Annotated in this window: 13 protein-coding genes and 1 pseudogene; 8 read left to right on the top strand and 6 right to left on the bottom strand. The window is 58.7% G+C overall.

From position 1 onward, the window contains the following. The first annotated feature begins 43 nt into the window (after window positions 1-43). The 8 genes from ACFTE1_RS12855 to ACFTE1_RS12820 all read left to right on the top strand — a co-directional run bounded on the left by ACFTE1_RS12855 (window position 44) and on the right by ACFTE1_RS12820 (window position 18,769). On the top strand, window positions 44-604 hold the full coding sequence (locus ACFTE1_RS12855) for a dihydrofolate reductase family protein (RefSeq protein ID WP_380622674.1): 561 nt from the start codon (window positions 44-46) through the stop codon (window positions 602-604). A gap of 1,136 nt (window positions 605-1,740) precedes the next feature. Continuing rightward, the gene (locus tag ACFTE1_RS12850) at window positions 1,741-1,992 is read left to right on the top strand and encodes a hypothetical protein (RefSeq protein WP_380622676.1); all 252 of its coding nucleotides are present in this window, start codon (window positions 1,741-1,743) and stop codon (window positions 1,990-1,992) included. After that, window positions 1,989-2,528, top strand: a complete 540-nt coding sequence (locus ACFTE1_RS12845; RefSeq protein ID WP_380622678.1) for a hypothetical protein — start codon at window positions 1,989-1,991, stop codon at window positions 2,526-2,528. Before ACFTE1_RS12850 ends, ACFTE1_RS12845 begins: the two co-directional genes overlap by 4 nt. Then, the gene (locus ACFTE1_RS12840) at window positions 2,503-2,820 is read left to right on the top strand and encodes a hypothetical protein (RefSeq protein WP_380622680.1); all 318 of its coding nucleotides are present in this window, start codon (window positions 2,503-2,505) and stop codon (window positions 2,818-2,820) included. Before ACFTE1_RS12845 ends, ACFTE1_RS12840 begins: the two co-directional genes overlap by 26 nt. 639 nt (window positions 2,821-3,459) lie before the next feature. After that, complete coding sequence (locus ACFTE1_RS12835) at window positions 3,460-7,878, top strand: LamG-like jellyroll fold domain-containing protein (protein ID WP_380622682.1); 4,419 nt, start codon at window positions 3,460-3,462, stop codon at window positions 7,876-7,878. Between the two features lie 454 nt (window positions 7,879-8,332). Then, window positions 8,333-12,370, top strand: coding sequence for a LamG domain-containing protein (locus tag ACFTE1_RS12830; RefSeq protein ID WP_380622684.1), 4,038 nt, complete (start codon window positions 8,333-8,335; stop codon window positions 12,368-12,370). Window positions 12,371-12,457: 87 nt separating this feature from the next. Next, on the top strand, window positions 12,458-18,319 hold the full coding sequence (locus tag ACFTE1_RS12825) for an RHS repeat domain-containing protein (protein WP_380622686.1): 5,862 nt from the start codon (window positions 12,458-12,460) through the stop codon (window positions 18,317-18,319). Window positions 18,320-18,418: 99 nt separating this feature from the next. After that, window positions 18,419-18,769, top strand: coding sequence for a hypothetical protein (locus tag ACFTE1_RS12820; protein ID WP_380622688.1), 351 nt, complete (start codon window positions 18,419-18,421; stop codon window positions 18,767-18,769). 255 nt (window positions 18,770-19,024) lie between these two features. Here the strand turns inward: ACFTE1_RS12820 and ACFTE1_RS12815 are convergent, their stop codons facing one another. The 6 genes and pseudogenes from ACFTE1_RS12815 to ACFTE1_RS12790 all read right to left on the bottom strand — a co-directional run bounded on the left by ACFTE1_RS12815 (window position 19,025) and on the right by ACFTE1_RS12790 (window position 24,567). Further along, complete coding sequence (locus ACFTE1_RS12815) at window positions 19,025-19,870, bottom strand: IS3 family transposase (protein WP_380622690.1); 846 nt, start codon at window positions 19,868-19,870, stop codon at window positions 19,025-19,027. A 170-nt stretch (window positions 19,871-20,040) separates the two neighbouring features. Next, a complete protein-coding gene (locus ACFTE1_RS12810; protein WP_380622692.1) occupies window positions 20,041-21,288 on the bottom strand; it encodes an IS110 family transposase in 1,248 nt (415 codons plus the stop codon). A gap of 191 nt (window positions 21,289-21,479) precedes the next feature. Further along, on the bottom strand, window positions 21,480-21,836 hold the full coding sequence (locus ACFTE1_RS12805; protein WP_380622694.1) for a transposase: 357 nt from the start codon (window positions 21,834-21,836) through the stop codon (window positions 21,480-21,482). Window positions 21,837-22,039: 203 nt separating this feature from the next. Further along, window positions 22,040-22,294 (bottom strand): annotated as a pseudogene (locus tag ACFTE1_RS12800) (GyrI-like domain-containing protein); the annotation flags it as partial. Between the two features lie 98 nt (window positions 22,295-22,392). Next, window positions 22,393-22,719, bottom strand: a complete 327-nt coding sequence (locus ACFTE1_RS12795; protein ID WP_380622696.1) for a putative quinol monooxygenase — start codon at window positions 22,717-22,719, stop codon at window positions 22,393-22,395. A 408-nt stretch (window positions 22,720-23,127) separates the two neighbouring features. Next, on the bottom strand, window positions 23,128-24,567 hold the full coding sequence (locus ACFTE1_RS12790) for a cellulase family glycosylhydrolase (protein ID WP_380622698.1): 1,440 nt from the start codon (window positions 24,565-24,567) through the stop codon (window positions 23,128-23,130). Window positions 24,568-24,595 lie beyond the last annotated feature (28 nt).

Raw genomic sequence — 24,595 nt, 5'->3', positions numbered from 1 at the left:
TTCAAGGGACATATTCGCCCCGATCCATACCAAGGAGCCTGCCATGGGCAAACTCATCCACTTCGTCGCCCAGTCGGCCGACGGATTCATTCACGGGCCCAATGGAGAGTTCGACTGGCCCGTCATGGGGCCCGAACTGTCCGCGTACTCCCGCCGCTTCACCGAGACCGCCGGCATGTTCCTCTACGGGCGCGTCGTCTACGAGATGATGGCCGGATTCTGGCCCAAGGCCGAGGAGTACTCGGACGACCCGCACGACCATGCCTTCGCCCCGATCTGGCGCGAGTTCCCAAAGGCCGTCTTCTCCAACACCCTCCAGTCCGCCGACTGGAACACCAAGGTCGTCAAGGGCGACTTGAAGACCGCCGTGGCCGACCTCAAAGCCTCCGTCGACGGGGACCTCGTCCTCTTCGGCGGATCCGCGCTCGCCAACGCGCTCACCCGGGAGGGGCTCGTCGACGAGTACCAGATCAGCGTCCACCCCGTGGTTCTCGGTGGGGGACAGCCGACCTTCGACGGTTCGGCGGGCCGATTCGACCTGAAGCTCCTCGACGCCAAGGTCTACGACGGCAAGGTGACCCTGTTCCGCTACGCCCCGGCGTAGGCAACGGTGGGTGGGGTCGGCGCACCGCCGGTCCCACCGTGCCGCTACTGCCGAGGCCGGAACGTTCCCGCCGCCGAACGCACACCCCCACAAATGGCCCAGCCCCACGACCATCCATCATGGGTACAGTCCCGCCCGGCCCTAATCCCGCCACAGGCACGTTCCCACTGCCGATTCCGAGACGCCATATCCGCCTTCTGCGCGCAGTCAACGTCGTTCCACAGGCGCACCCGCTGGTACAGCTGCTTCCCGCTCCGCCTTCGATGGGCGTAGCTTTATACTTGTCGGCCTCCCGGCCTCCCGGCCTCCCGGCCTCCCGGCCTCCCGGCCTCCCGGCCTCCCGGCCTCCCGGCCTCCCGGCCTCCCGGCCTCCCGGCCTCCCGGCCTCCCGGCCTCCCGGCCTCCCGGCCTCCCGGCCTCAGCCATCACGTCCGAAAATGCCCACAGCCCCTTGGCACTAGCGTCTCGATCACAAGTGCGTGCGAATAGACGCTCTCCCTAAAGGTCCCTACAAACCCTTTCCCTCTCCTCACAAGAGACGCTCACCCTTGCCACACTTCTCAATTCCAACCGCCAACTCTCTCTCCCCTCCAAGGGCCGCCCCCCAACTACAACTCACCCCGATGACCCGCATTGATGCCATAAAACTCCGAACCCTAGCTTGCACATGAATGGCATTCCGAACAGATATCAAAATCGTTAGGTCCTCGCGCCACCAACGCCGGAAGCCGACTCCCACACCATGTCCCAAACGACTAGACGAATTGGAGCCCACACGACACGCCGAGCCGTGTCGTTCTTGACTTCCACAGAAAACTTGAGTGACACTGAGCATTGGTCCCGCAGACCCGACGTCTGTGGGAGATCGCGATCGCGCACCCAGCTCGATTTCGATAGCGGCTCGCCGGACCTTTGGTTTCGCGGCCTAACTCCGACGAGCCGCCCACAACAAACAATCCTCGAAAGGAGCGTTGTACCGACTCATCCTAGTTGATCAGGCTGTCTGAATCCAGCCGACTTTCCCTCTTCCGACGCGCGCGTTCCGTCGCGTCTATCTCGCGCCGTGCTCTGGCGCGCCTTGAGACCACACACTTTATCTCCCCCTGCGCTTTTGCAGGAGATCGGAGGGGCGAAGCATGCCCGTCATACTTTCCCGGCTCACCCTGGCCGGCTTCCAGATCCAGATCGTCAAACGCTCCGCCAAGACCCTTCTTTGGGTCACGGTGAACGGCAGGACCGCCGCTCACGTCAGTCCGTCCGGGCGGTGGATTCTTCCCGTACGCGGCTGGGCGATGAGCTCCGATATCGCCGACCGCCTGATCGGCGAGGCCGTCCGTGCCCAAGCCCGATACGCCGACTACCTCTCCACCACCGGGAGGGCAGCATGATAAACGACCTGAGCGACGTCGCCGTCGCGCTGGGCGCCATCATCACGATCACCGCCCTCTACATCGTTGCCATCGTCCTTTCTCACCGTGACGAGCGGAATGCCTGCGCTGTCTGCCGTCGGTCCCACGCAGCGATGGGGCGGGTGGCCTCGAAGAACTGTATTCGCACCGACGGGACCGTCCTCGGGTCGGTGTCGTTTCTGGCTCGGACCTTCGAGGTGCGTGAGGTCGACGTCTGGTCGGCCGTAGTCATCGCCGTCGAACCTGGCGGACGACGGCTCATCATCGCCGAAGTCGACTGGTATCAGGGCTATCCCGGACGGGTCTTCTGGTCTCCCGATCCGGCCCGTCACGCCCTACTCGGCGACCACAGCCGACTTCTGTTCGCACTCGAACAGCGCGTCCGTGCCGTCATCGACCGGTCCGTCTTCGGAGAGGATCTTCCCCCGCGTTTCGGCGAGGAGATCCGAGCCCTGAATCCGCATCAGAACTCTACCCAGGAGGAAATCCGTGGCCGTGCTCTATCTTCCGCCTGAGACCGACGACCTCGGGACCGTCACCCATTACGGCCGGATTTTCCAGGCTCGCTTCGACTCCGATGCCGGAACCGTCTTTCTCCTCCACTGCACCGACGACGCTGACACTCCGGTGGCCGAGCGACCGCCGGCCGCGATCGCGAACGTCAGCACCAGAGTCTGGTCGAAGCTCACGCTCTACGATCCCGAGCTGTACAAGGAGTCTCAGATGTTCCACTCCTGGACTCTCGAACTCCGCGACGCCGTCATGATCGCCCTCCATCGCCACCGAAACGAAAACCGACCAGACTGATCAACCGCTCGGCGGGGGCGCCTCTGCGCCCCCGCCGACGTCGACGGACTAGGTTACCGGCCCTCTATTCAGGCTCCAGCCACTGTGGTCCTCACCCTTACATCCCACGAGGGTGACTAGCGACAACCCCAATTAAAGATCTATCCTCCACAAAGCCCTAATATAGAAAACGTTGTTGCAGCAGTCGAAACAGCCATCAGAGCCTCACCACTACGGATCGGAAATATGAATTTCGACCTCTCACGGCCCTTGGCACGATCGCTCGACTCTCATGCGGGGGCTGTTATTCGAGAGCGATTTCGTCGGCATCAATGGCCCAGTTTTCGATGCTTTCGTTCAATCCGCTTCTTCATCAGGCTCGTGCCGTAATCGATCCAAAAGTGTACTTTGACGATGCTCTGCTCGTGAGCCCCGTGCTGCAACGGCGTGGTGACGCTAACGTGGAACCAGACGTGATCGGAACTGAAGCCTCACTTGAAGACTTGGGACGCGTCGCCTGGGAAATTTCCGGGTTGATCTAGCCCGCTCGCAGCAAGAGGACAGAAATTTTCGTACGAGGTACTTGACTGTTCAGCGGTGGCCCGGTTAACCTTCGTACTGCCAACTGAAAACCCCTCAATCCCTGAAAGTACCCCCCGGATGAGCTACCCCACCTCGGGCGCTGCCCCGCGCCCGAAACTCAAGCTTGCTCTAGCCACTCTACTGGGATCCGCCATGGTCGGAGTTCTCCTGGCGGTTCTCCCCGTGGCGGCCATGGCTGAAGGCCAAGATCCGCTGGAATGCGGTGATGACGAAAAACCAGCGCGGGACGAAGGCCAAGCGCTGGACCAGGCTACGGCGTGTGGCAGTGAAGTCCTCATCCTTGATTCGCGCGATTACAAGTCGCGTTCGTATGCCCAGCCTGACGGCACCATTGCTACTGAGCTGTTCACCGCTCCACGTTGGGTTCCCAATGACGCTGGTGAGTGGGTTGATGCTGATCCGGCAGTGATCGAGGCAGAAGATGGGAACCTCCAATCAAAGGCGACGGTCGTCGACCTGGAATTCGGAAGCGAGGGCGATACTGATTTCGTCTCTGCGGTCAACCAAGATGGAGAGTCGGTCTCGTTGTCTTGGGCAGAACCTCTGCCTGAACCGGTTGTCGAGGGGACAACTGTCCGCTATTCGGAAGTCTTGCCTGATGTTGACCTGGAGGTGTATTCGAAGGTCGACTCATTTTCCTATTCCTTGGTGGTGAAGACGTCGGAGGCAGCTAGCAGGGCTGAGTTGGAGCGCGTGGAGTTGGATCTTCGTACCGAAGGTCTTTCGGTCGATTCCGACGCTCAGTCGGACACGGCGGTCTTGCGAGATGACCGAGGTGAGGACGCTTTTTCGGTGGCGCAGCCGCAAATGTGGGACTCCTCAAAGACCGGCGATGGTGAGCCGGGGCGCGTGACGCCGATGGAGTTGGAAATAGATGGCGACTCTGTTGCCGTCGTTCCCGACGATGAATTGCTAGGCGATCCGGAAGCGGAATACCCAATATTCATTGATCCAGAGTTCATCGACACGGGCGCCAACTACAAGAACGTATATTCGGAGAAGACCGGTATAACGTGTGGTGGCGATAACGTGATGTGTACGGGTCGTCAGACGTGGAAAACCGACAACACATACGGGCACTGGCGTTCAGCTATGCGATTCTATGGATTGAACACTTTGCAGAATCGCGAAATCCAGCAGGCGACTGTATGGATCGATCAGATTCATACGGGTGCCGCCGGGGGAGCATTGCAGACGGTGCGACTTGCCTCAATGAGACCCTTTGGCATGGGTGAGACTCTTACGTGGGATGAGTTTAATGGCAAGATAGGCGGTGAGGTCGCGCGTGCTCGTGTAGCGACGTCGAATGACAATTATGGTGAATCAGACCAGCGGATTCAATGGGCCGATTCTAAAACTGCCAGCCAGATTCAGCACTGGGTCGATATCGGTGAGAACGCTGCAACGTTCTCTGTAATTTCTGGCGCGGATTGGAACGAGGAAGAGAAGCACGACTACTGGCGCAAACTGGATTCAGATTCGGCAAAGTTGAAGGTGTGGCATGCCCCAGTCAAGCCCACTGGATTGAAGGTGGAGGGCGAACACTGCTCCACGTCGGCTCCGGGAGCGGTGATCGACACTGTGACGCCGGCACTGACTGCTATAGCCCCGCCGTCCTTGGAGTCGGACAACCAGTTTCAGTTCTATGTGATGAACCGGGATGATGACCCGGATGCGAAGCTCGAGAAGATCATCGTAGATGACGTTGGCAACAGTCAATCGGTTTCGGTGCGAATTTCAGCGGGTAAATTGCAGAGGGGTAAGACTTACCGATGGAATTCCCGTGCTTCGGATAGTGATGGGAATTCAAAGCGGACTGGAGAATTCACAAACTACTGTTACTTCACAGTAAACTCGCTTCCAGAGGTCCCGTCGCAGTTGCAGACAGACTGGGCGACATGCGGTTCGAAGACGGATCCAACGTTGGTGACGACGTCGACCCCGAAACTGTCGGTCGTACCGCATGATCCTGATGGTGGAGCGGTACAAGTCAAGTACCGGTTCTACCGTGAGACAGGCGACAATATCAAGGAATGGTCGCGCGACGCAAAGGACGGCGTCGTGGAAAGCAATCGCCTGACTCAGAACTTGATCGATGCGGACGGTCTTTACCGATGGCGCGCAGCCACTCTCGATAGCTTTACGACGAGTCCATGGTCCCAGTACTGCTGGCTTCGCGTGGATACGACCGCTCCTGAACCACCGGATATCGTTCAGATGACCGAGAATCCCACTTCGGGAGATGCAGTTCAGTTTGAACTAGTTGGCAGTAACGAGGTAACGGCATTCGAGTACGTACTTGAAGGCCAGCCGAAAAAGACTGTGCAGACTGACACTGGCCGCCACAAAATCGAGGTGACTCCCACAACCTCATCGGTAGACCATGTCCTCCAGGTCTCGGCAATCGATGCTGCGGGTAACACGTCTAGTCCGACCAAGGAGTGGTTCACCACTATCGGAGTGCAGCCGGCTGAAGCGAACGGAACGTGGCGGTTCGACGGTGATTTGGCAGATGACGCTGACGTGAATGACCTCTCCTCCGTTGGATCGGAGATCTACGGTGATGATCGGAAGGGGCGTTCGCAGGCAGCGGCAGTGTTCGACGGGAGTGACGAGTCATGTGTTAGGGCCGATTCCGCGATCGTGGACACTACAGATTCGTTCACGATCGCAGGGTGGGTCAATGTCCCTGATAAGCAGTCTGCCGAAATGGCAATCATGGATGTGACCGGTAATAATGCCAGCAGACTGAAGCTAGCGCTTACTCCAGACGGTCAGTGGGCGGCGGTGATGCTACCGACTGACACTGCGAATACTCCTGCGGTGTCAGTGCTGGCTGAATCGTCGGTGACAGAATACGGGACATGGACCCATTTGGCCGGAGTTTACGATGTCGCTGCAGAGCGCCTTCGCTTGTATGTGAATGGTTCTCTGGAAGGTTCGAACCAGGTGACGATTGAGACGTGGAAAGCTGAAGGGGTCTTCTCAGTCGGCTGTGGTGTCACCGCTGATGGCGCTGTTTTCAACCCCATGACTGGCAGTGTCGATGATGCGGTGGTGTTCCCCCAGGTCTTGACGTCGTCGCGGATTGCGGCACTGATGGAAGGCGATGGTCTGCCAGCTGGTTTGCAGGCATGGTACCCGCTTCGGGGAGATGGTGAGGACCATTCTCGAAAGGGCAACGATCTGGAAGGGATGCCCGCTTCTCCTGTGTGGGGTGATGACCAATACGGTCGTGCTGGTAGTTCCTTGCAATTCGATGGGTCGGTCTGCCCGAAGTCAGGAACTGTCCCAGTACGTTCGGACTCCGGTTTCTCGGTGTCGGCGTGGGTGAAGTTGGACCCGAATCATGTTGACGAGCACCCGCGAGTATTCAGCTTCTATGGTCAGCAGCACTTCTCGGTGATTCTGAAGTTCAATTCGTCCACTGGTAGTTGGAACTCGGCTGTGACGGCGTCAGACAACCCGGATGCCGGTTGGGGACATGGTGCCGAAGGTACCGAAATCGCGATAAAGGGCGAGTGGGTCCATCTTGCGGTCGTGCTCGATGCGGATGACAGCAAGATTAGCCTTTATGCCGATGGTGCCCTGGCCGGTTCAGGTTCGATATCGCAAGATTGGGACACTTGGAGGGCATCCACATTCGCTATCGGTTGTGGCGTAAATGGAAACGAATGGGAAGGCTCAATCACTGACGTCAAAGTATGGCGTGGAACTTTGAGTGCTGATGATGTGTCCGCTACCCATGTTGAGCGTACGTCGATGTGGGAGATGGATGAGGCCGGCCAGGGCGGTGACCAGTGGGGGACGCATGATCTGTCCTTCGAGGGGACTCCCGGCTGGGAGGTCGATCGCTTCAATAAGTGTTGGGCGATGTACGGGCTCAAACTGGGCGGTACGGACTATGCTTATACCTCTAATCCAGTGGTAGCGACGGATGAGTCTTTCACGGTAGCAGCCTGGGCCAGAGTGGATGACCTTTCCGACTATAGAACGGTGATGTCGCAATCGGCAGAAACATATGGGGCGTTCAACCTCAACTACAATCCGGTGGTAGGACGTTTCCAGTTCTCGATGCCGCAGACGGATTCTGAGGACGCTGGCTGGACCCGAGTGGTTGCGAACGAGGCGCCGTATATTGATGAGGCTGAGGCCCGAGGTCATTGGTATCACCTTGTAGGTCAGGTCGACCTGGGCGCTGGCGTCATTCGCCTCTATGTCGATGGCGAGTTGCAGGGAGAAGCTCCTGTGGTGGATTCGCCGTGGAAGGCGGATGGCCCGGTGACGATAGGGGCGGCCGACCAACTTGGCGGAATGCGCAACTTCATGGTCGGTGGTATCGATGAAGTCAGAGTCTGGTCAGGCGCAGTCGATTCCGAGACAATCGCTGACATTGCTTCCGTTCGTCCGCAATTCGAAATCGACCCCGATCAGGCGGACTGTTCGGAGGAAACGGAGCCCCCGGTTGACCTGTGACCTGAATCGGTTATCGAAAGAATACTGCTGCAGTAGCAACCCCCTCAACATTAAGGAACTTCGTCTCATGGTGATGCAAGCCTGGTGGAGGCACAGACGCTCTGTAACTAGTGCAGTGGCGGCAAGCGTAGTCCTCCCCTTTCTAGCAGTGTTTCCTTCCACGGCGTCGGCTGAGCAAGCTGACGGGACAGACTGTCCTGGTGCTGAAGATCTCATAGAGCGTTCGCGAACTCGTGCACTTGAGCGGGCGAATACTTGCGGGGACGAGGTCCTTATTCTCGATTCGCGTGATTACTCGTCCCGTGCGTACGCTCAGCCAGACGGCTCTATCGCTACGGAGTTTCACACGGTTCCACAGTGGGTTCCGAACGCTGCCGATGAGTGGGTAGAGGCGGATGCGACTGTCGAGGAAACGGATGACGGGATCCTCAAAGCACGCGCGACAGTTTCCGATTTGAAGTTCGGTAGTGAAGGGGATACTGAGTTCGTATCGGCGACTAACGACGACGGCGAACAAGTGTCGCTTTCATGGAACGAACCTCTGCCTGCGCCGGTGGTGGAGGAGACGACCGTCCGTTATCCCGAGGTATTGGCCGATGTGGATCTAGAGGTTTATTCCAAGGTGGACAGCTTCTCATATGCGTTGGTTGTTAGGACGCCTGAGGCTGCTGAGGACGCCGGTTTGGAGCGCGTGGAGGTTGGAGTGCAGACACAGGGGTTGTCGGTCGCGGCGAACGAGGCCAGTGACACGGCGTGGTTGTCTGATGAGTCGAATGACACCTCATTTATAGTGGAACGTCCGTGGATGTGGGACTCATCTGAATCTGACGGTGGCGTTCCTCAGCGGGCCGCAGCTATGGACTTGGAAATGGACAGTGATTCGCTGGCTGTTGTTCCTGACGCGGCATTTCTATCTGATCCAGAAGTCGAGTATCCTGTCTATATCGACCCTGAATTCGTCGATCTCGGAGCGAGCTTTGAGAATGCATGGTCGCAGGGCACTGGGATCCAGTGCGGTAATTCGGGTACCAAGATGTGTACTGGGCGCCAGACGTGGCAGTATGACGGTTCTTACGGGCACTGGCGTTCAGCGATGAAGTTCTCCGGGCTGGATGTGATGGCGAACCGCGACGTCCAGCAAGCCAACGTATGGATCCGCCAGAATCATACTGGAGATGCCGGCGGGCCGAACCAGACTGTGCGTCTGGCTGCGATGAACTATTTCGACACAACAAAGGATATTACCTGGGACAACTTCAACGACTTGATTATTGGGGAAGTCGCGCGGGATTCGGTGCCCACCTCGAATGACGACGCTGGCGAGAGCGACCAGACGATCGAGTGGACTGGATCGAAGATCGCCAACCGGATCCAGTACCAGGTCAATCGTGGGAAGAATACTGCGTTGTTCGCTGTGATCTCTGGTAAGAACTGGGAAGAGGAGTCCTCGCGGGATTTCTGGCGGAAGCTTGATCCTGCAACGGCGAAGTTGAAGGTCTGGCATGCGCCGCTAAAACCGTTCAGTTTGGATACGGAGGGCCAGGACTGCTCGACTTCTTCTCCGGGTCCCGTTATCAATACAACGACTCCGACGTTTCAAGCTACTTCTCCGAAAGCACTCGAATCTGACAATATTCTCAAGTTCTACGTGTATGAGCGTGATGGTGTCCCCGATAAGCACCTGAAGAAGATCGAAGTCAGCGATGTCGCGGAGAACCAGTCGATAGATGTTACAGTTCCGTCGGGCGTGCTCGAACGAGGCAAGACCTATCGGTGGAACAGTCGCGTACAAGACACTGATAGCGGATCGACCCGATACGGTGAGTTCACCTCGTACTGCTATTTCACCATCAATGCGCTGCCCCAGACACCGACCGATCTCAGCGTTGAAGAGCTGGAATGCGGGACGAAATCTGATCCCACTCTAGTGACGACCCGTGAACCTAAACTATCCGCGACTCCGCAGGACCCCGATGGCGGCAATCTACGGACGATGTACCGGTTGTTCACGTCTTCCGGGGCTCTTATGGAAGAGTGGATCGTTGATGCGAAGGCGGGGGTCGCGGCGATTGACAGAATTGACGCGGGCGCGATTCCCACGGACGGTACTTATCAGTGGAAGGCTGTGACAATTGACCAGTTCACCTCTAGCTCGTGGTCTGCGTCATGTTGGATGCGAGTAGACACGACAGCTCCGGAACCTCCGGATGTAGTCCAGGTCAGTGAGAACCCTCAGCCGGGCGGCGAAGTGAGTTTTGAGCTCGTCGGTGGTGATGACGTAACAGACTTCGAGTATGTCCTAGAAGGGCAATCGAAGCAGAATGTGTCGGCGACGGCAGGACGAGCTGACATCACTGTGACGGCGTCGACGTCATCGATCGATCACGTACTAAAGGCGTGGGCGAAGGACTCGGCGGGGAACACGTCTAGCCCGACAACCCACTGGTTCACCACGATAGAGGAGCAGGCGGTTGAAGCAGTTGGAGCGTGGCGGTTCGACGGGGATGGTGACGATGACTCCGGCACAGACCATGAGGTCGATTCCGTCGACACCCTGAATTTCGGCGCCGACAGATTTGACCGAAGCGGTGCCGCTCTGAACTTGGACGGGGATGAGAGTCAGTGCGCTGTTACGTCGTCGAGTGTGTTGGACACGACCGACTCTTACACGGTGGCAGCTTGGGTTCGTCCAGAAGCGGACCCGGCGGGATCATTCTCAGTCTTGTTCTCCCAAGGGGGGCAGAACCGGCCGGCGTTTTATCTGGACTGGTTGAAATCTAAGGGGCAGTGGAACTTCACATTGCCTTCGGTGGACGCTGTCGAGACAGAATGGGTGAGCGCTCTGTCAGCGGACGGTCCGGAAGTGGGGACATGGCAGCATGTCGCGGCGGTCTATGACGCTCCGGCTGAACGCATCCGCCTCTATGTGGACGGAGCGTTGCAATCGTCGACACCTCTCACCTACAACACCTGGCAGTCCGACGGCCCGCTGGCAATTGGATGCGAGGTTACCGCTGACGGCACTGTAAGGGCGTCAGGGGATATGAGCATCGACGAGGCGATGGTGTTTCAAGATGTTCTCATCGGTGACCAGATCAGCGAGCTAATGGCGGGCGACCTTATGCCTGCATCCCTGCGCGCATGGTATCCCCTTCGCGGCGATGGTGCCGACCACTCATCGAACGGGAACGATCTCGCCGGAATGCCAGACTCCCCCACATGGATGCCCGACCAGTACGGTCGCGCCGACAGTGCGCTTTCATTCGATGGAACGTCCTGCCCTAGCGCAGGAGTTGTGCCGGTACGAACGGATGCTGCATTCACGGTCTCGGCCTGGGTAAACCTGGACTCTGACCACGCCAGTGCACAGCCGCGGGTGTTCAGTTTCCATGGTGACCAGTTCTTCTCGACCGAGTTGAAATATGACAGCACTTCTGGGCAGTGGAACGTCGGTGTCACCGAGTCGGATTCCCCGGATGCGGATCGCGGCGAGGGTGTAGTAGGTAGTGAAATCACTGCCCCGGCAATATGGGTTCAGCTGGCGGTTACCGTCGATCCAGATAACAATTTCATCGGGCTATACATTGATGGTGATCTTGTAGATGAAGGATCGATCGCCACGGACTGGAGTTCTTGGCGAGCCCCTGGCGTAACGCTCGGATGCGGGTTGGACGAAGCGGGAGAAATGGCAGGCCATTGGGATGGCTCAATGTCCGATGTAAGGTTCTGGCGCGGAGCGTTGAGTCCCGATGAAGTTGCCACAACCAGGGTTAAGCGCCTTTCGAACTGGGAGCTGAACCAGGAACACGAGGGTGCTGATCAGTGGGGAACCGCAGACTCGACGTTGCATGGAGACGAGGGAGAGGACTATTCCTGGGAAGTCGACCGCTATAATGAGTGCTGGGCAGCCTATGGACTAGCCCTTGATGACACTGGGTATGCGTCCACGGCGGACTCCGTGGTACGGACAGATGAGTCCTTTACCGTGTCCGCGTGGGTGAAACTTGACGCCCGTGACTCAAACCAAGTTGTCGTGTCGCAGACGACCGATCAGGAGGCCAGCTTCTATCTGGCATATTACGCCAGGACTGACAAATGGCAGTTCGCATTGAAAGATATGGACGGCGACACCGCCTCGTGGACGACGGTCGACTCGCTAGAGACTCCTGAAATCGGACGTTGGTATCACGTGGCTGGAGCGTACGACCTGGGTTCCAACAAAATCTCCCTGTATGTCGATGGTTCACTTGTGGCACAAGATCACGGACCGGCGCATCCTTGGCACGGCGATGGGCAGTTCCTTCTTGGCGCGGCCGGCGATGCTGAGGGTGACCGATGGTCGTACATGAGCGGCGCGCTCGATGAAGTTCGGGTGTGGTCGGGAGTCCTCGATCAGTTCGCGATCGCCGACATGGCATCCGAAGGTCAGAACTATGAACCGAATCCAGATGACGCGGACTGTGCTGATTCTGGCCAACCAGGAGTCGATTAAGGGCCGCAGTAAGCCGATTAAGTCCGCAATACTCTGCCTGTTTCAATCTGATCCCTGAACCTAGAACACTGTGAAGGAATAGCTCTGATGATGACTACCCCTCATCGGTCACCGCTTGCGGATCGTCCCGTAGCACGTGCTGCAACATACTCTGCTGCGGTTGTCACTGCGGCCGCGGCCGCGCTGCTTGGCCTCCAACTTCCTGTGGAAGCGCAGTCCGGGGATTCGGACCCGGATCTTGGAACGCCGGTCGGAACGACTCCAGTATCCGCCAGCCCGGTCGACTTGATCGATGCGGGTCTGGAGACGGACACGGGGAAGATCACCGTGCCGGGCGCGGGTGGTGCTGGTGGCTCGAGCGCTACCGGGGACTGGTCGGCGACGGACCTGTCGCATGCGGGGTCGTGGGCGCAAGGCGGATCGACCGGCGGGTTCACCTACTCGTACGGTATGGACGTCCCGGAAGCTTCGGGACCGGTGCCGGCGTTGGGATTGTCTTATTCCTCGCAGGCTGTGGATGGGCACACGTCCTCGTCGAACAACCAAGCCGGCGTGATCGGTGACGGGTGGTCGTACACGCCGGGCTATGTGGAGCGCACGTACACTCGTTGCGCCTTGGAAGAGGGCGGGAATACTCCGTCCGCTACTGGGGACCGTTGCTGGGAAGGCGACTCTCCTGCGATCACTATGGTGTTGAACGGGGTGAATACTTCCCTGGTACTTGACGATGATACTGGGAATTGGGTGTCCGCCGCGGACCCGGGAATGAAGATCGAGCTGCTTGGAACGGAAGCTGAACCGGGATCGGGAACGAGCGAGCGGTGGAAGGTTACCTCCACTGACGGTACAGTCTATGCGTTCGGTGCTCGCGCCGGTGACACGGATTCTAGGTTGACGATGCCGGTGTTCGGCAACCATTCCGATGAGGCTTGCTTTAAGGCCGATGATTTCGCCGAATCCTCCTGCCGTCAGGCATATCGGTGGATGCTCGATGAGATCACCGATCTCCATGGCAATCAAGTCCAGTTCGAATGGACTTCAGAGACCGGACACTATGGTGCTGCCGCGGATGTCGACAACCGCAAAGCCTTCCATCGCTCGGTGCGCCTGACCCAGATCGACTATGGTCTGCGCTCTGATGACGACTCCGTCCAATCAGGTCGCGTGAAGTTCGCGTACGATGACCGATGCGAGGCCGACTGCCGGACCACTGGCGGTGACCCGAAAACGGAAAACTGGCCGGAGACTCCGTGGGACGAGGGCTGTGCGGCGGCACCATGCGAGGACGTTCTGTCGCCGGCGTTCTTCCATACCAAACGCCTCACCGAAGTAGCCACTTTCGTTCCGACGGGTACGGTATCGTTCTCCAAAGTCGATTCTTGGACATTGGTACAGGAGTTCCTAGACTACGGCGATGGCGAGGAGACAGTCCTATGGTTGAAGACAATCCAGCAGACAGGACATATCGGCGGTATTGAATCGACCCCGCCGGTCCGCTTTTCCGGAATCGCCTTCCCCAACCGCGTCGAGCATTCGGAGGGCACACCCTCAATGTGGCGAACCCGCTTGACGGCGATTACTTCAGAGACCGGGTCGGTGACCGGAATCTGGTATTCCGCACCAGATTGCAACTGGGACGACCTTCCTGATCCATTGAACAACAGCCGACTGTGCTACCCCTCCTATTCGCCTGACAGTGACGGCGACGGCGAGAACGAGGTGGAGTGGTACCACAAGTACGTCGTGGCTCAAGTTGCCGAGTTCGACACCACCGGGGGGCAAGTACCGGTCCGCAACTACTACGACTATTCAACTGACGGTGGTGGCACCAGTCAGCTGTGGGCATGGGACGATTCCGAGTTCACCGACGATGACCTGCGCACATACAACCAGTGGCGCGGCTATCCCCAGGTCACTACCAAGTCTGGGCAGTCCGGAGATGACCAGCAATTGACCTCCCGTACCCGGTTCTATCGAGGGATGGACGGCCAGCCCACGACCGCGTCCGGCTCCGGCAGTAGGGACGTGGTGGTCACCGATGAAGAAGGCAACACAGTCCCAGACCACGAAGCGTTGACGGGAGCGCAGTTCGAATCCGCCTCCTATGACGAAGAGACGATTATTGAGTCGGAAGTGTCGCGGTACTGGACGAAACTCGCGAGCGAACGCACCCACGACGGCGGCAGTCTGAAATCTTGGCATGTCGGTCAGTCACGTAGTGACACCCGAAAGCTCATCGACCAGACTACTGATACTTGGATGCGCACTCGAACCTCGACCAGTTATGACGACCGGGGACGACCTGTATCGGTATCCGACGATGGCGACTTGGCCGTCGACGATGATCAACTCTGTACCCGCACATGGTATGCGGACAACCCGGACAAGAATATCCATAGCCTCAGCTCACGAGTAGAGGCTGTCGCCGTCACCTGTGATGAGACTGCCGTCTACCCCAGCGACCTGGTCAGTGACACCCGCACCTATTACGACGGTGCAACGACGATCGACGGGAAACCAACCCGGGGGCTGGTGACTAAGACTGAAACCGCGGACGAGTGGAACAATGGCGCGCCGGTTTGGGTGGCGCCAGTGACGGCGACGTACGACAAGCTCGGCCGCGTTCTAACCGGTACGGATGCTCTGGGCAGGACGACAACGCGCTCGTACACCCCCGCAGACGGGAACCCTGTGGAATCGGTGTCGACTACCAATCCCCTCGGGCACGTGGAAACCGTCCATCTCATGACATCTCGCAGCCTACCGGTCAAGACTGTTGACGCCAATGGCCGCTACTCCGAGATCGATTACGATGCGCTCGGCCGCAACATCGCGGTTTGGGCACCAGGATGGTCCAGAACTGAGCATCCAGACGTTCCGACTGCTGCTTGGGCGTATGATGTTTCCAATTCGAATCCCTCCACTGTCACGACTTATGCCGTGTCGGCTAATAGTAAGAAGACTCTGCGCAGTGTGACGATCTATGACTCATTGTTGCGTGAAGTCCAACAGCAGGAACCAACCGCGGTCGGTGGGCGATTGGTCACTGGAATCGAGTATGATACGCGCGGACTCGCGTTGTGGAACTCGGGGCCGAACTGGAACGTCGAAGCCGAACCCAACTCCACACTCGTATCTGTCACACAGGGTGAGGACCAAGCGCGTACGTTCAACACCTATGACGGTGCTGGCCGTGTGGTCAAGCAGGAGCTGATGTCGCACCAGGAGATCATTCAAACCACCGAAACCGCATACGGCGGATCGACCAAGGGATGGATGGTTCGCACTATCCCACCAGAAGGTGGTACTGCGACTGGTGAGATCACCAACGCTCAAGGCGAATTGGTTGAGAAGCGCACGTATCACGACGCGGCCGCGACCGGGGACTTCGACGCCACTGTATATGATTACACTCCCCGTGGCAACCTCGACACCGTCACGGATCCCACTGGTAACGAGTGGGCCTATGCCTACGATCTGCGCGGACGTCAGACCAAGGCAACCGATCCTGACACCGGCACCACCACGGCAAAATATGATGTTGCCGGACAGCTGATCCAGACTATCGACGCAGGTGGTCAGAAGCTCACCACCACCTATGACAAATTGGGGCGCAAGTACAATCTGTACGATGGTGACGAAGAAACCGGTAGTCGGATCAACGCTTGGCGATACGACCAGGTTGATGGTGGACTTGGGCTGCCTCACCTGTCTGTCTCTAGCATTGACGGGACGGACATCATTACCGAGGTCCGGAAATATGATGACAGTGGGCGTCCAACGTCGGTCACCCAGTGGGTTCCGGAAATCCCGGGCTTCGAAGATGTTGCCGACTCTTATAACATCCAGCAGTTCTATTTCCCCGATGGTTCGGTCCGCAACACTAACTTGCCTCAGATCGGCGGGATGGAGGATGAGACCGTCATCTACTCGTACAATGATCTAGGGCAGATGGAGAGGATGCGGGGGAAGTTTTACTACGACTCCCTCAGTACCGACTATGTTTCTGAAGCCACCTACACCGCATGGGGTGAACTTGCCCAACGTGTACTTGGGGAAAACTCGGGGGAGAAGGTGTACCAGACGTGGACCTTCGAAGACGGTACTCGACGCCTCGACCAACACCGACTTTCCCGTGACTCCGTCTCCAGCCCACTCGTCGCACATTTGCAGTACGAGTATGACGAAGCCGGCAACATTCTCTCCATTGCAGACAGTGTTACTGATTCTCCCGGCCAGCCAGAGCGCCAGTGCTTTGCATACGACTATCTACGACGCCTTACCGATGCCTGGGCACAAGCGGGAACAGATATCTGTGGCGATGCTGACGATACGGCTACAATTACACCCGGCGGTCCGGGTGAATACTGGACTCAGTATGAGTACGACGTGACTGGCAATCGCACTACTGTCACCGATTACGATGCCAGCGGAACGCCCGCCACCACCAACTACTCCTACTCGGGAGATAAGGGGCACCTCCTCGACACCGTGGTCACGGGTTCCAGCGATACGTCCTATGGCTGGGATGAAACCGGCAATCTCACCGAGCGGACTACTGGTGAAAAGACCGAACAACTGTCCTGGAACGCTGCCGGCAAACTTGACTCAATGACTACCGACGAGGGCACCACTAAGATGCTCTATGACGGAGAGGGCAACCGTTTCGGGCGAATCGACCCTGACGGAAGCCAAAACTTGTTCGTCGCCGGTCACGAAATCACGGTCAACGCAGACGGCGCCATGGACGTTACCCGCACTTATAGTCACAATGGCGACATGATTGCCACTCGCTCAACTAATGGTGAGCTCACCTGGATTGGCACTACCCACCAAGGTACTGCGGCTTGGGCGATTCTCGCATCGACCATGGCTGTCACCTATAGGCGCCAAGACCCGTTCGGCAACAAACGAGGAGAAACCACCAAGGGCTGGAGCGCGACTCAACAAGGCTTCCACACCGGAACCGAAGACCCCACCGGGCTTGTATCCATGGGAGCACGCTTCTACGATTCCAACACAGGACGGTTGATCTCGCGCGACCCCATAGCCAATTTCCAAGACTCCCAACAAGTCAATGGCTACTCCTATGCGAACAACAATCCAATTGGCCAGTCGGATCCAACTGGCCTCACTCCACAATGGGATGTTTTGGACCCGGCAACTGGCTGTTCCATCGATGGATGCTGGGTGACAGACACAAACAATCCAGGTAGTGACAACGATACTGGTGGAAAATCAGAGGGAACAAAATCATCTGATGAAGGTCTCCTGGATTCATGTGACTGTAAGGAGGTTGAGCTTCCAGGAGGGAATCAGCTTCTTGTAAATGATCAAGGAGATGCATTGCTGAATGGAGTTCCCTTGACAGGGGCAAACGGAGACCTGGAGGAACTAGGGCTTGAGGTGCAGGAAATGCTTGCTCTTAAGGGCTGGGGAAATGATTTTTGGGGCACTACCTGGGCACTGTACATGGTCTGCAGCATAAACAACTTTGATGGATTTGAATGTGGTCAATGGACATTCAATTTCCACGAGGTTGCACAAGTTGCGGAGTGTGCAACAGTCGGTGCAGGGTGTGACGATAGTCTGATGGATGTACCGATTGCAAATCCTGATGGGTCAAGGGCTACTGCTGGAGAAGCTCTCAACGGATTTATGGCATTGGAAGCTAAATCCGGGTTGCCGCCCTCGAAGGGGGGCGCAGTTATGGTTGCTATCACAACCGCTGCAATGGGCGCTTCTTGTGCAGTATTTCTTGGGGCGGTATGTGCGATTGCAGTGCAAATGGAATTGCTGAATATTGCTACTGGAAATGCGGCCGGACTGAATACATATGAGCAGATGGCGATACACGTTGGCATGGGATTGGTCGGCGTAGGCGTCAAGAAGGGACTAGACAGATGGAAGGGGCGGGCAGGTAGGAATGCGGGACGTGATGGTCAGTAAACAATATTCAACGAATCCAATGTAATTAGGGGTTGCAGCATTGTGTTGCGGCCGCCTACGGCAGCAAATGAGGAAAATGTTAGAGTATATCATATGTCTATGAAACTACTCTCGAAATCTTCCATGATTGTGCAATTTGCTATTATTGATATAATAGCAATTGCTTCAGGCGCTTTTATTCTGCACCTTGTTCCGAAGTTGTATATATATATCATTGTTGCACTATCTCATTTGACTATTTTGGCCTGTGTTTCAAGGTTTCTGAAAATGGGTTCTATCTTGAAGCGAGAGCCGGTAATTGCCATACTTCTTTGGGCATGGGTTGGGCAAGGCGTTGTCATAATGGGAGCTGACACTCAGATTCATCTTTATGTTCGATTTCTGACTGGCCTGGCTGTATTCATTGGTGGTCTCGTATTTCATCGGTTTGATCGCCCTAACCTCGAGTAGTCGACATTAGAGGATTTCGAAAGGCTAATGCTCGGAGGGTCACCGACTGGCTGCCGGAGGACTCCTGGCAGAACCGGGGGATCGGACAGGGCGCCAAGGGATGGCGGACCTACCGGTGGGCGATGGTCACCTTCGACGACCCGACCAACGAGGAGGGCTGTCACTACCTGCTGGTGTGCGAGAATCGCGACGGTGAGCGGGCGTTCTACCACGCCTTGGAGGACGAGCGGAAAAGTAGACACTCTCGCTCTTGAATTATGCGGCGCGGGTGAAGTTTATCCGGCCTTGATTTTCGAACTCTTCGGGCGTGAGGTATCCCAGTGTTTTCTGGATCCGGTTGCGGTTGTAGTCGGCTTCGATGAACTCGAACAGTGCGAGGTGGACCTCGTCTAGATCCTTCCATTTCTGCAGGTTGATCAGCTCTTTCTTGAGCGTTGCGTTCGTGCTCTCGGCCTGGGCATTATCGAAGCATGATCCTGTGCGTCCGACCGAGGGGATGGCGCCGGCCGCAAAGCATCGGTCCCGGAAGGCCTTGGACGTGTACTGGCTTCCGCGATCGGAATGAACGATCACCTGGCCTGGTCTTGCGGCCAGGTCGGCGAGTGCTCTATCCAAGGCGCGCAGCACGAACGCGGTGTCCATGGTGCGGGAGGCCTCCCAGGAGACGATCCGGCGGGAGCAGCCGTCAGTGAAAAGCACGACGTAGACCCAGCCCTCGCCGGTGGGGACGTACGTGATGTCGGTGTACAGCACCTCGCCAGGGTTGTCCGGTACGAAGTCGCGGCCGATGAAGTCAACCAGCCCTTCCCGTTCCTGGCCTGGGACGGTGGTCTTCGGCCCCGACCTCGGATGGACGCAGACGAGACCGAGTTCCCGAGCCAGGCGGCGGATGCGCCTCTCGGAGTGCCGTCGGCCCTCGCGCGCGAGATGAGCGGTCAGGCGTCGGATCCCGTAGCGGCCCTTCGTCGCCTTGTGCAGGCTCTTGACTCGGGCAGACAGGTCGGTGTTCTCCTCATCCCGCCGTGATGGTCCGCGCCGTCGCCAGGCGTAGTACCCGGCTGGGCTGACCTGCATGAGGGCGCAAGCACGGCGCAGTGACAAGCGTTCCCGGCGGGGGCGGGACTGGTTGGCGTCGTCGATCTGGGCTATCAGCGCGAATCGCCGCGATTTCGGTTCGCGAACCAGCCCATCGCTGAGATGAGAATCCGTGTTCCACCGGACATCGCGAGAACCGCCCCAGCTGGAAGCGAGGCGGACCTACCTGGGTTGTTCTATGTCTCGTCCTTCCTCTCCACACTGACGCTATATCCCAAGGCTTCAAGCTGATTACTCAGGCGCTTGGCCCGATGCTCCACGCTGAAGCGACGCGACACCCAGTCCGCACCAAGATCCCTGAACGGAACGTGGTCGTGGACGATATGCCAGTAGGCGATAACGAGGTCATGGCGCGGGGCCCCGACGGCCTTCTGCCCGCCGGCACGGCCTTTGATCTGCATATGGTGAGCCGCCAAGTACGAATCCTTGTTGCGAATAGCGCTCCACGCTGCCTCGGTCAGCGCCAGTTTCAACCACTTGGGTCCCGGACGTGACATGCCACCCCGACGCTTTCCACCTGACGCGTGGTTGCCCGGACAGACTCCGGCCCATGACGCCAGATGCCCGGTGGTGGGGAACTGGGTCATGTCCGACCCGATTTCCGCCACTACGACCTGCGACAACCGCCCACCAAGCCCGGGAATCGTCTCCACCAGGTCCATCATCTCGGCATGAGGCTCCAGCCTGCGCGCTACCTCCGCGTCATATTCGGTGACCCGAGCTTCCAACTCGTCGATATGGGACACCAGCCCTTGGACCAGGACACCGTGATGCTCCACCGTAAACCGATTAGCCAACACCTCGGTCAACGCTTCCCGCTTGGAACGCATGCGCTCTCGCGCCAGCTCGGACAACTCCCGCGGCGAGGTCACACCCTCCATCAGCGCTTCCAACATGACTCGCGAGGACTTCGACCACACCCCCGCCACGACCGAAGTCAGCTTGATACCCGCGTCCTGAAGGACCTTCTCCAGGCGCTGCAGCACTCGAACACGCTCCTGAGACGCGGCCGTTCGCGCCCGCGTCAAGTCACGCAGCTCCCGAAACTCCTTCGGCGGCACAAAGGACGGCCGTACCAGACCGCATTCCATAATCCGGGCGATCCACACCGAATCGGCCACATCCGTCTTCCGGCCCGGCACATTCTTCAGATGAGCGGCATTGACCAGCCAACAGGTCAACCGCACTTCCAAGACCGCAAAGACTGGCTTCCAATACACCCCGGTGGCCTCCATGCCCACCAGCTCGACCTGTTCGCACACTAGCCAATCAGCCAGCTTCTCCAGTTCCCGCACCGTCGTTCCGAACGTCCGCGTCTCGCTCGATCGCGATCCGCGGCGTTTCTGGCTGGGCATCCTCACCGTCGCCACCACGGTGTCTCGATGCACATCTAGTCCCGCACACCGCTCATACAGCACTCGCACGCCGCACCACCTCCTTCTCTCGGCGATGCCGGCCGGAAGGAGCCTGCCAAATTAAGAGTCTGAGATTCGCGCTCGAAGCAGCAGTAAAAAGTTCCTCAAGCTCCAGCGTCATACTTTTCCACGGCCTCACACGGGACCAAGCGATACCGACGTCTGCCCAACAGACACCACAAACAGTATGCGACCAGCCACTACTCGACACAACCCCCAGGTCGCAGCGCTCCACAACCCGAGGATTCTCCAACCGCCAAAGTGTGACGGCAACGCCGTTTCATCGATACTTTTCCCAGGATCTCGTTGTCCTGTTCCAGCTCACGGACACGTTTGCGCAGTTCACGCAGTTCAGTCAGGACTTCGGGGGGAACGTCGGGCTTCTTGTCATCGGCGGGCACGGTGCCATTCTGCTGCGCTTGCCGACGCCAGTTCTTCAGGGACGCCAGGCTGATACCCAGGTCACGGGCGACTCCGGACAAGGTCCGGCCCGGAAGGCACGACAGAGCGACAGCCTTCTCCTTGAACTCCTCGGTGTAGGGGCCCTTCTTCGGCATCGTCGTCAGATTCCTCTCTCCAGTTAGGAGAGTGTCCACTGAAGTGCTCGTCCTTCACCAGCGCTTTAACTGAACCCCTAACCAGACTCGTCCTGCCTTGATCTTTGGCCGCAATCCGGGAGGGGTACGGATACTCGGATCATGCGACTGCCGTCGGCATGGGGTTATCGGGCTGGTCGGCGCAGTTCGTACGTAGCTTTTCCGGGGTGGTCCGACCACCAGAGGTCTTCGAGGGGAGGCACGACGAAGTCCTCGCCCTGCTTCTTGCGCGCCATCTTGATCGTGTAGGCGAGGGACTAGAGCGCTTTCACGGCTTCGGCGTAGGACTGCGATTTGCTGGGATCGCCTTGGCCGTCGACGGCAAGGAAACGCTGTTGGGGAACGTCGATCAGCTCCCAGTCGGTGTTCTTGGGCGCGTAGAGATGCTTGAGGTGGCGCTTGACGTCGTAGGGTGCCACGGGCGACTCCGATCAGGATGAGTTCGACGGAATGGAACTCTATCGGAGCAGGGCGACGGAAACCGTTGCTCGGCCCGCCGCCCCGCTACGCGGGTCGCTCAGCGAGGCGAGAGCTCCGCCATCGGGCCCCAGCCGCCGTCGGGCGCATCGCCGTTGTAGATGATCTTGGGCTGGGCGGAGATGTAGTCCGGGATCTCGCCCATGGCCTTCTTGAAATGGTCTGAGTTGACGTGGGCGTCGCCGGCCTCGGCGTCGCGGAAGGCCTCGAGCAGAACGTATTCGTTCGGGTTGTTAATGCTGCGGGACCACTCGAAGAAGACATTGCCCTCCTCGGCGCGAGTGGCGTTGGTGAACTCCGCGATCTTCTCGGGCCAGGAGTCGGCCACCTCGGGCTTCACGGGGAACTTGACGTTGATCAGGATCATGGCGCGCTTTCTAGCGGATCGACTTCTCATGCGGAGGAGGCCTCCACGGTGAGGGTACTCCTCGCGCCTGATTCGGGAACCGAAAAGCGGCGGAGGGCTCCAGGGGGAAGAACCCTCCACCGCCCCTATTTCGGAGAAATGTCGGAGGTTCCCTCATGCGGCACCGCGGACGGAGTCCTGGCAGGAATCGGCGCTGCGGCGAAGGAACCGACATTATTGGAAACATTCCTGACAGAATGTGTTCCTCGGTTCAGGATAACGAACAGGGTGCGAGGGCTGGGATTTCGCGCAGAGTACGTAACGGCCGACACAGTTCGGCCATTATGCTGCATCGGTATACCTGTCTATATGATGCATAAGAAGGATGCACTGCGCAGTAGGTGAATTCGGGTGCGTGAGGGAAAGCTCTTATGCCGCACGGACCTCGACGGCCGCCACACCTGATTCTGGGGCCTGGGTCACAGAAAGTACTCGACGCTCGGCATCCCAATTCGTCTCACAGTCCGCGCCACAGGAGACCGAGCCGCCGCCTGCGCCGAAAGACTCGGGAAGGTAGATCTCGGTGGGCGCCGTGACCTGGGGATCGGTGCGGTAGGAGAGCGTGAGGTGAATGTCGGTGGTGGAGATGGACAGGGGCTCGCCGGCCACGGCACGGGGATAGGCGCGGTTCAGGGTGTCGGCCAGGGGCTGGGGCTCGCCGTCGCCGTTGTAGGGACCCCATGAGCCCGGATCGTTCGACCAGTAGGCGTACCCCATGCCAGTCCGCTCGGTCATGTCGATGACGGCGTCCACGTAGTCCAGCGCCCCGGGTGCTGTTGCGTCCAGGCCGAACTCTCCGAGGATGACGGGCGCGTCGAGCCGCTCGGCGGTGCGCAGGACGCTGTCCTCCCAGGTGGCGAGCGCGTCGTCGACCTCTTCCTTGGCCGAGGCGTAGCTCTTGCCGAGGTCCATGGGAAGGGGATAGAGGTGGGGCGCGAAACCGATCCGGTCCTCGCCGTCGCGGGGGTCGTCGAACGCGGGCAGCGCACTGGTCATGCCCCAGTTGACCCCGACGGCCTGGGGTTCGACGAACAGCCAGGTGTCGGAGTCGCTCTGGCGGATCTCGGCGATGGAGCGCCGGTAGAACTCGGCCAGGGGGCCGCGTTCGAACTCGGCAGCCTGGAGGGTGCCGCCCCAGGGCTCGTTCATGAGGTCGTAGGCGAGCACCGCCTCGTTGTCCGCGAAGCGTTCGGCGACGGCGCCCCAGGACTTCGCGTAGTGGTCCATGAGGTCGAGATCGTTGTCGGAGGTGCCCCAGAAGTTGTCGAAGGAGCGGATGACGCCCGGCTCCAGGTAGTAGAGCTCCCACATGTCGAGGTCCTCGGCCACGGGCAGCCGGTCGTTCTGCGTGGCCCACTCGGGGGCGCCGTTGCCGGCAACGTGCTCGGAACTGGTGTAAGTGGAGTACAGGTCCTGGTGCATGTCGAGCATGACGTGGTAGCCGCGCTTTTCGTACCAGCCGACGCGTTTCTCGACTTCGTCGAGGTAGTCCTGATCGATCTCGCCGGGCTCGGGTTCGACGGCCTGCCACTGGAGGAGGAGCCGGACGAAGTTGGTCCCCATGTCGGAGTACTCGCGGGCCACGTCCTCTTCGGTGAGGTCGGCCAGCCCGGTGGGGTTCTTGGCGGAGGACGCGGTGTTGAACCCGCGCAGGAAGAGGGTCCGCCCTTCGGAGTCGGTGAGGAGTCGTGGCGAGACCTCGGGAGCGGGGCCCCGTGTGAGGGCGCCGGCGAACCCGGCGATGAGGGTTCCGACCATGACCATGACGGTGCAGAGAACCACTCTGTTCCTGCCGAAGGGACCGCTCATCGCACCTACTCCTGAGTAAGACTTAAAT

It is taken from the genome of Salininema proteolyticum, from assembly GCF_042685645.1.
GTDB lineage: Bacteria > Actinomycetota > Actinomycetes > Mycobacteriales > Micromonosporaceae > Salininema > Salininema proteolyticum.
This window is presented reverse-complemented; position numbering and strand designations above follow the sequence as displayed.

Coding starts and splice junctions, on each gene's coding strand:
- ACFTE1_RS12855 (WP_380622674.1), top strand. CDS start 44: ATGGGCAAACTCATCCACTTCGTCGCCCAGTCGGCCGACGGATTCATT.
- ACFTE1_RS12850 (WP_380622676.1), top strand. CDS start 1,741: ATGCCCGTCATACTTTCCCGGCTCACCCTGGCCGGCTTCCAGATCCAG.
- ACFTE1_RS12845 (WP_380622678.1), top strand. CDS start 1,989: ATGATAAACGACCTGAGCGACGTCGCCGTCGCGCTGGGCGCCATCATC.
- ACFTE1_RS12835 (WP_380622682.1), top strand. CDS start 3,460: ATGAGCTACCCCACCTCGGGCGCTGCCCCGCGCCCGAAACTCAAGCTT.
- ACFTE1_RS12825 (WP_380622686.1), top strand. CDS start 12,458: ATGATGACTACCCCTCATCGGTCACCGCTTGCGGATCGTCCCGTAGCA.
- ACFTE1_RS12820 (WP_380622688.1), top strand. CDS start 18,419: ATGAAACTACTCTCGAAATCTTCCATGATTGTGCAATTTGCTATTATT.
- ACFTE1_RS12805 (WP_380622694.1), bottom strand. CDS start 21,836: ATGCCGAAGAAGGGCCCCTACACCGAGGAGTTCAAGGAGAAGGCTGTC.
- ACFTE1_RS12795 (WP_380622696.1), bottom strand. CDS start 22,719: ATGATCCTGATCAACGTCAAGTTCCCCGTGAAGCCCGAGGTGGCCGAC.
- ACFTE1_RS12790 (WP_380622698.1), bottom strand. CDS start 24,567: ATGAGCGGTCCCTTCGGCAGGAACAGAGTGGTTCTCTGCACCGTCATG.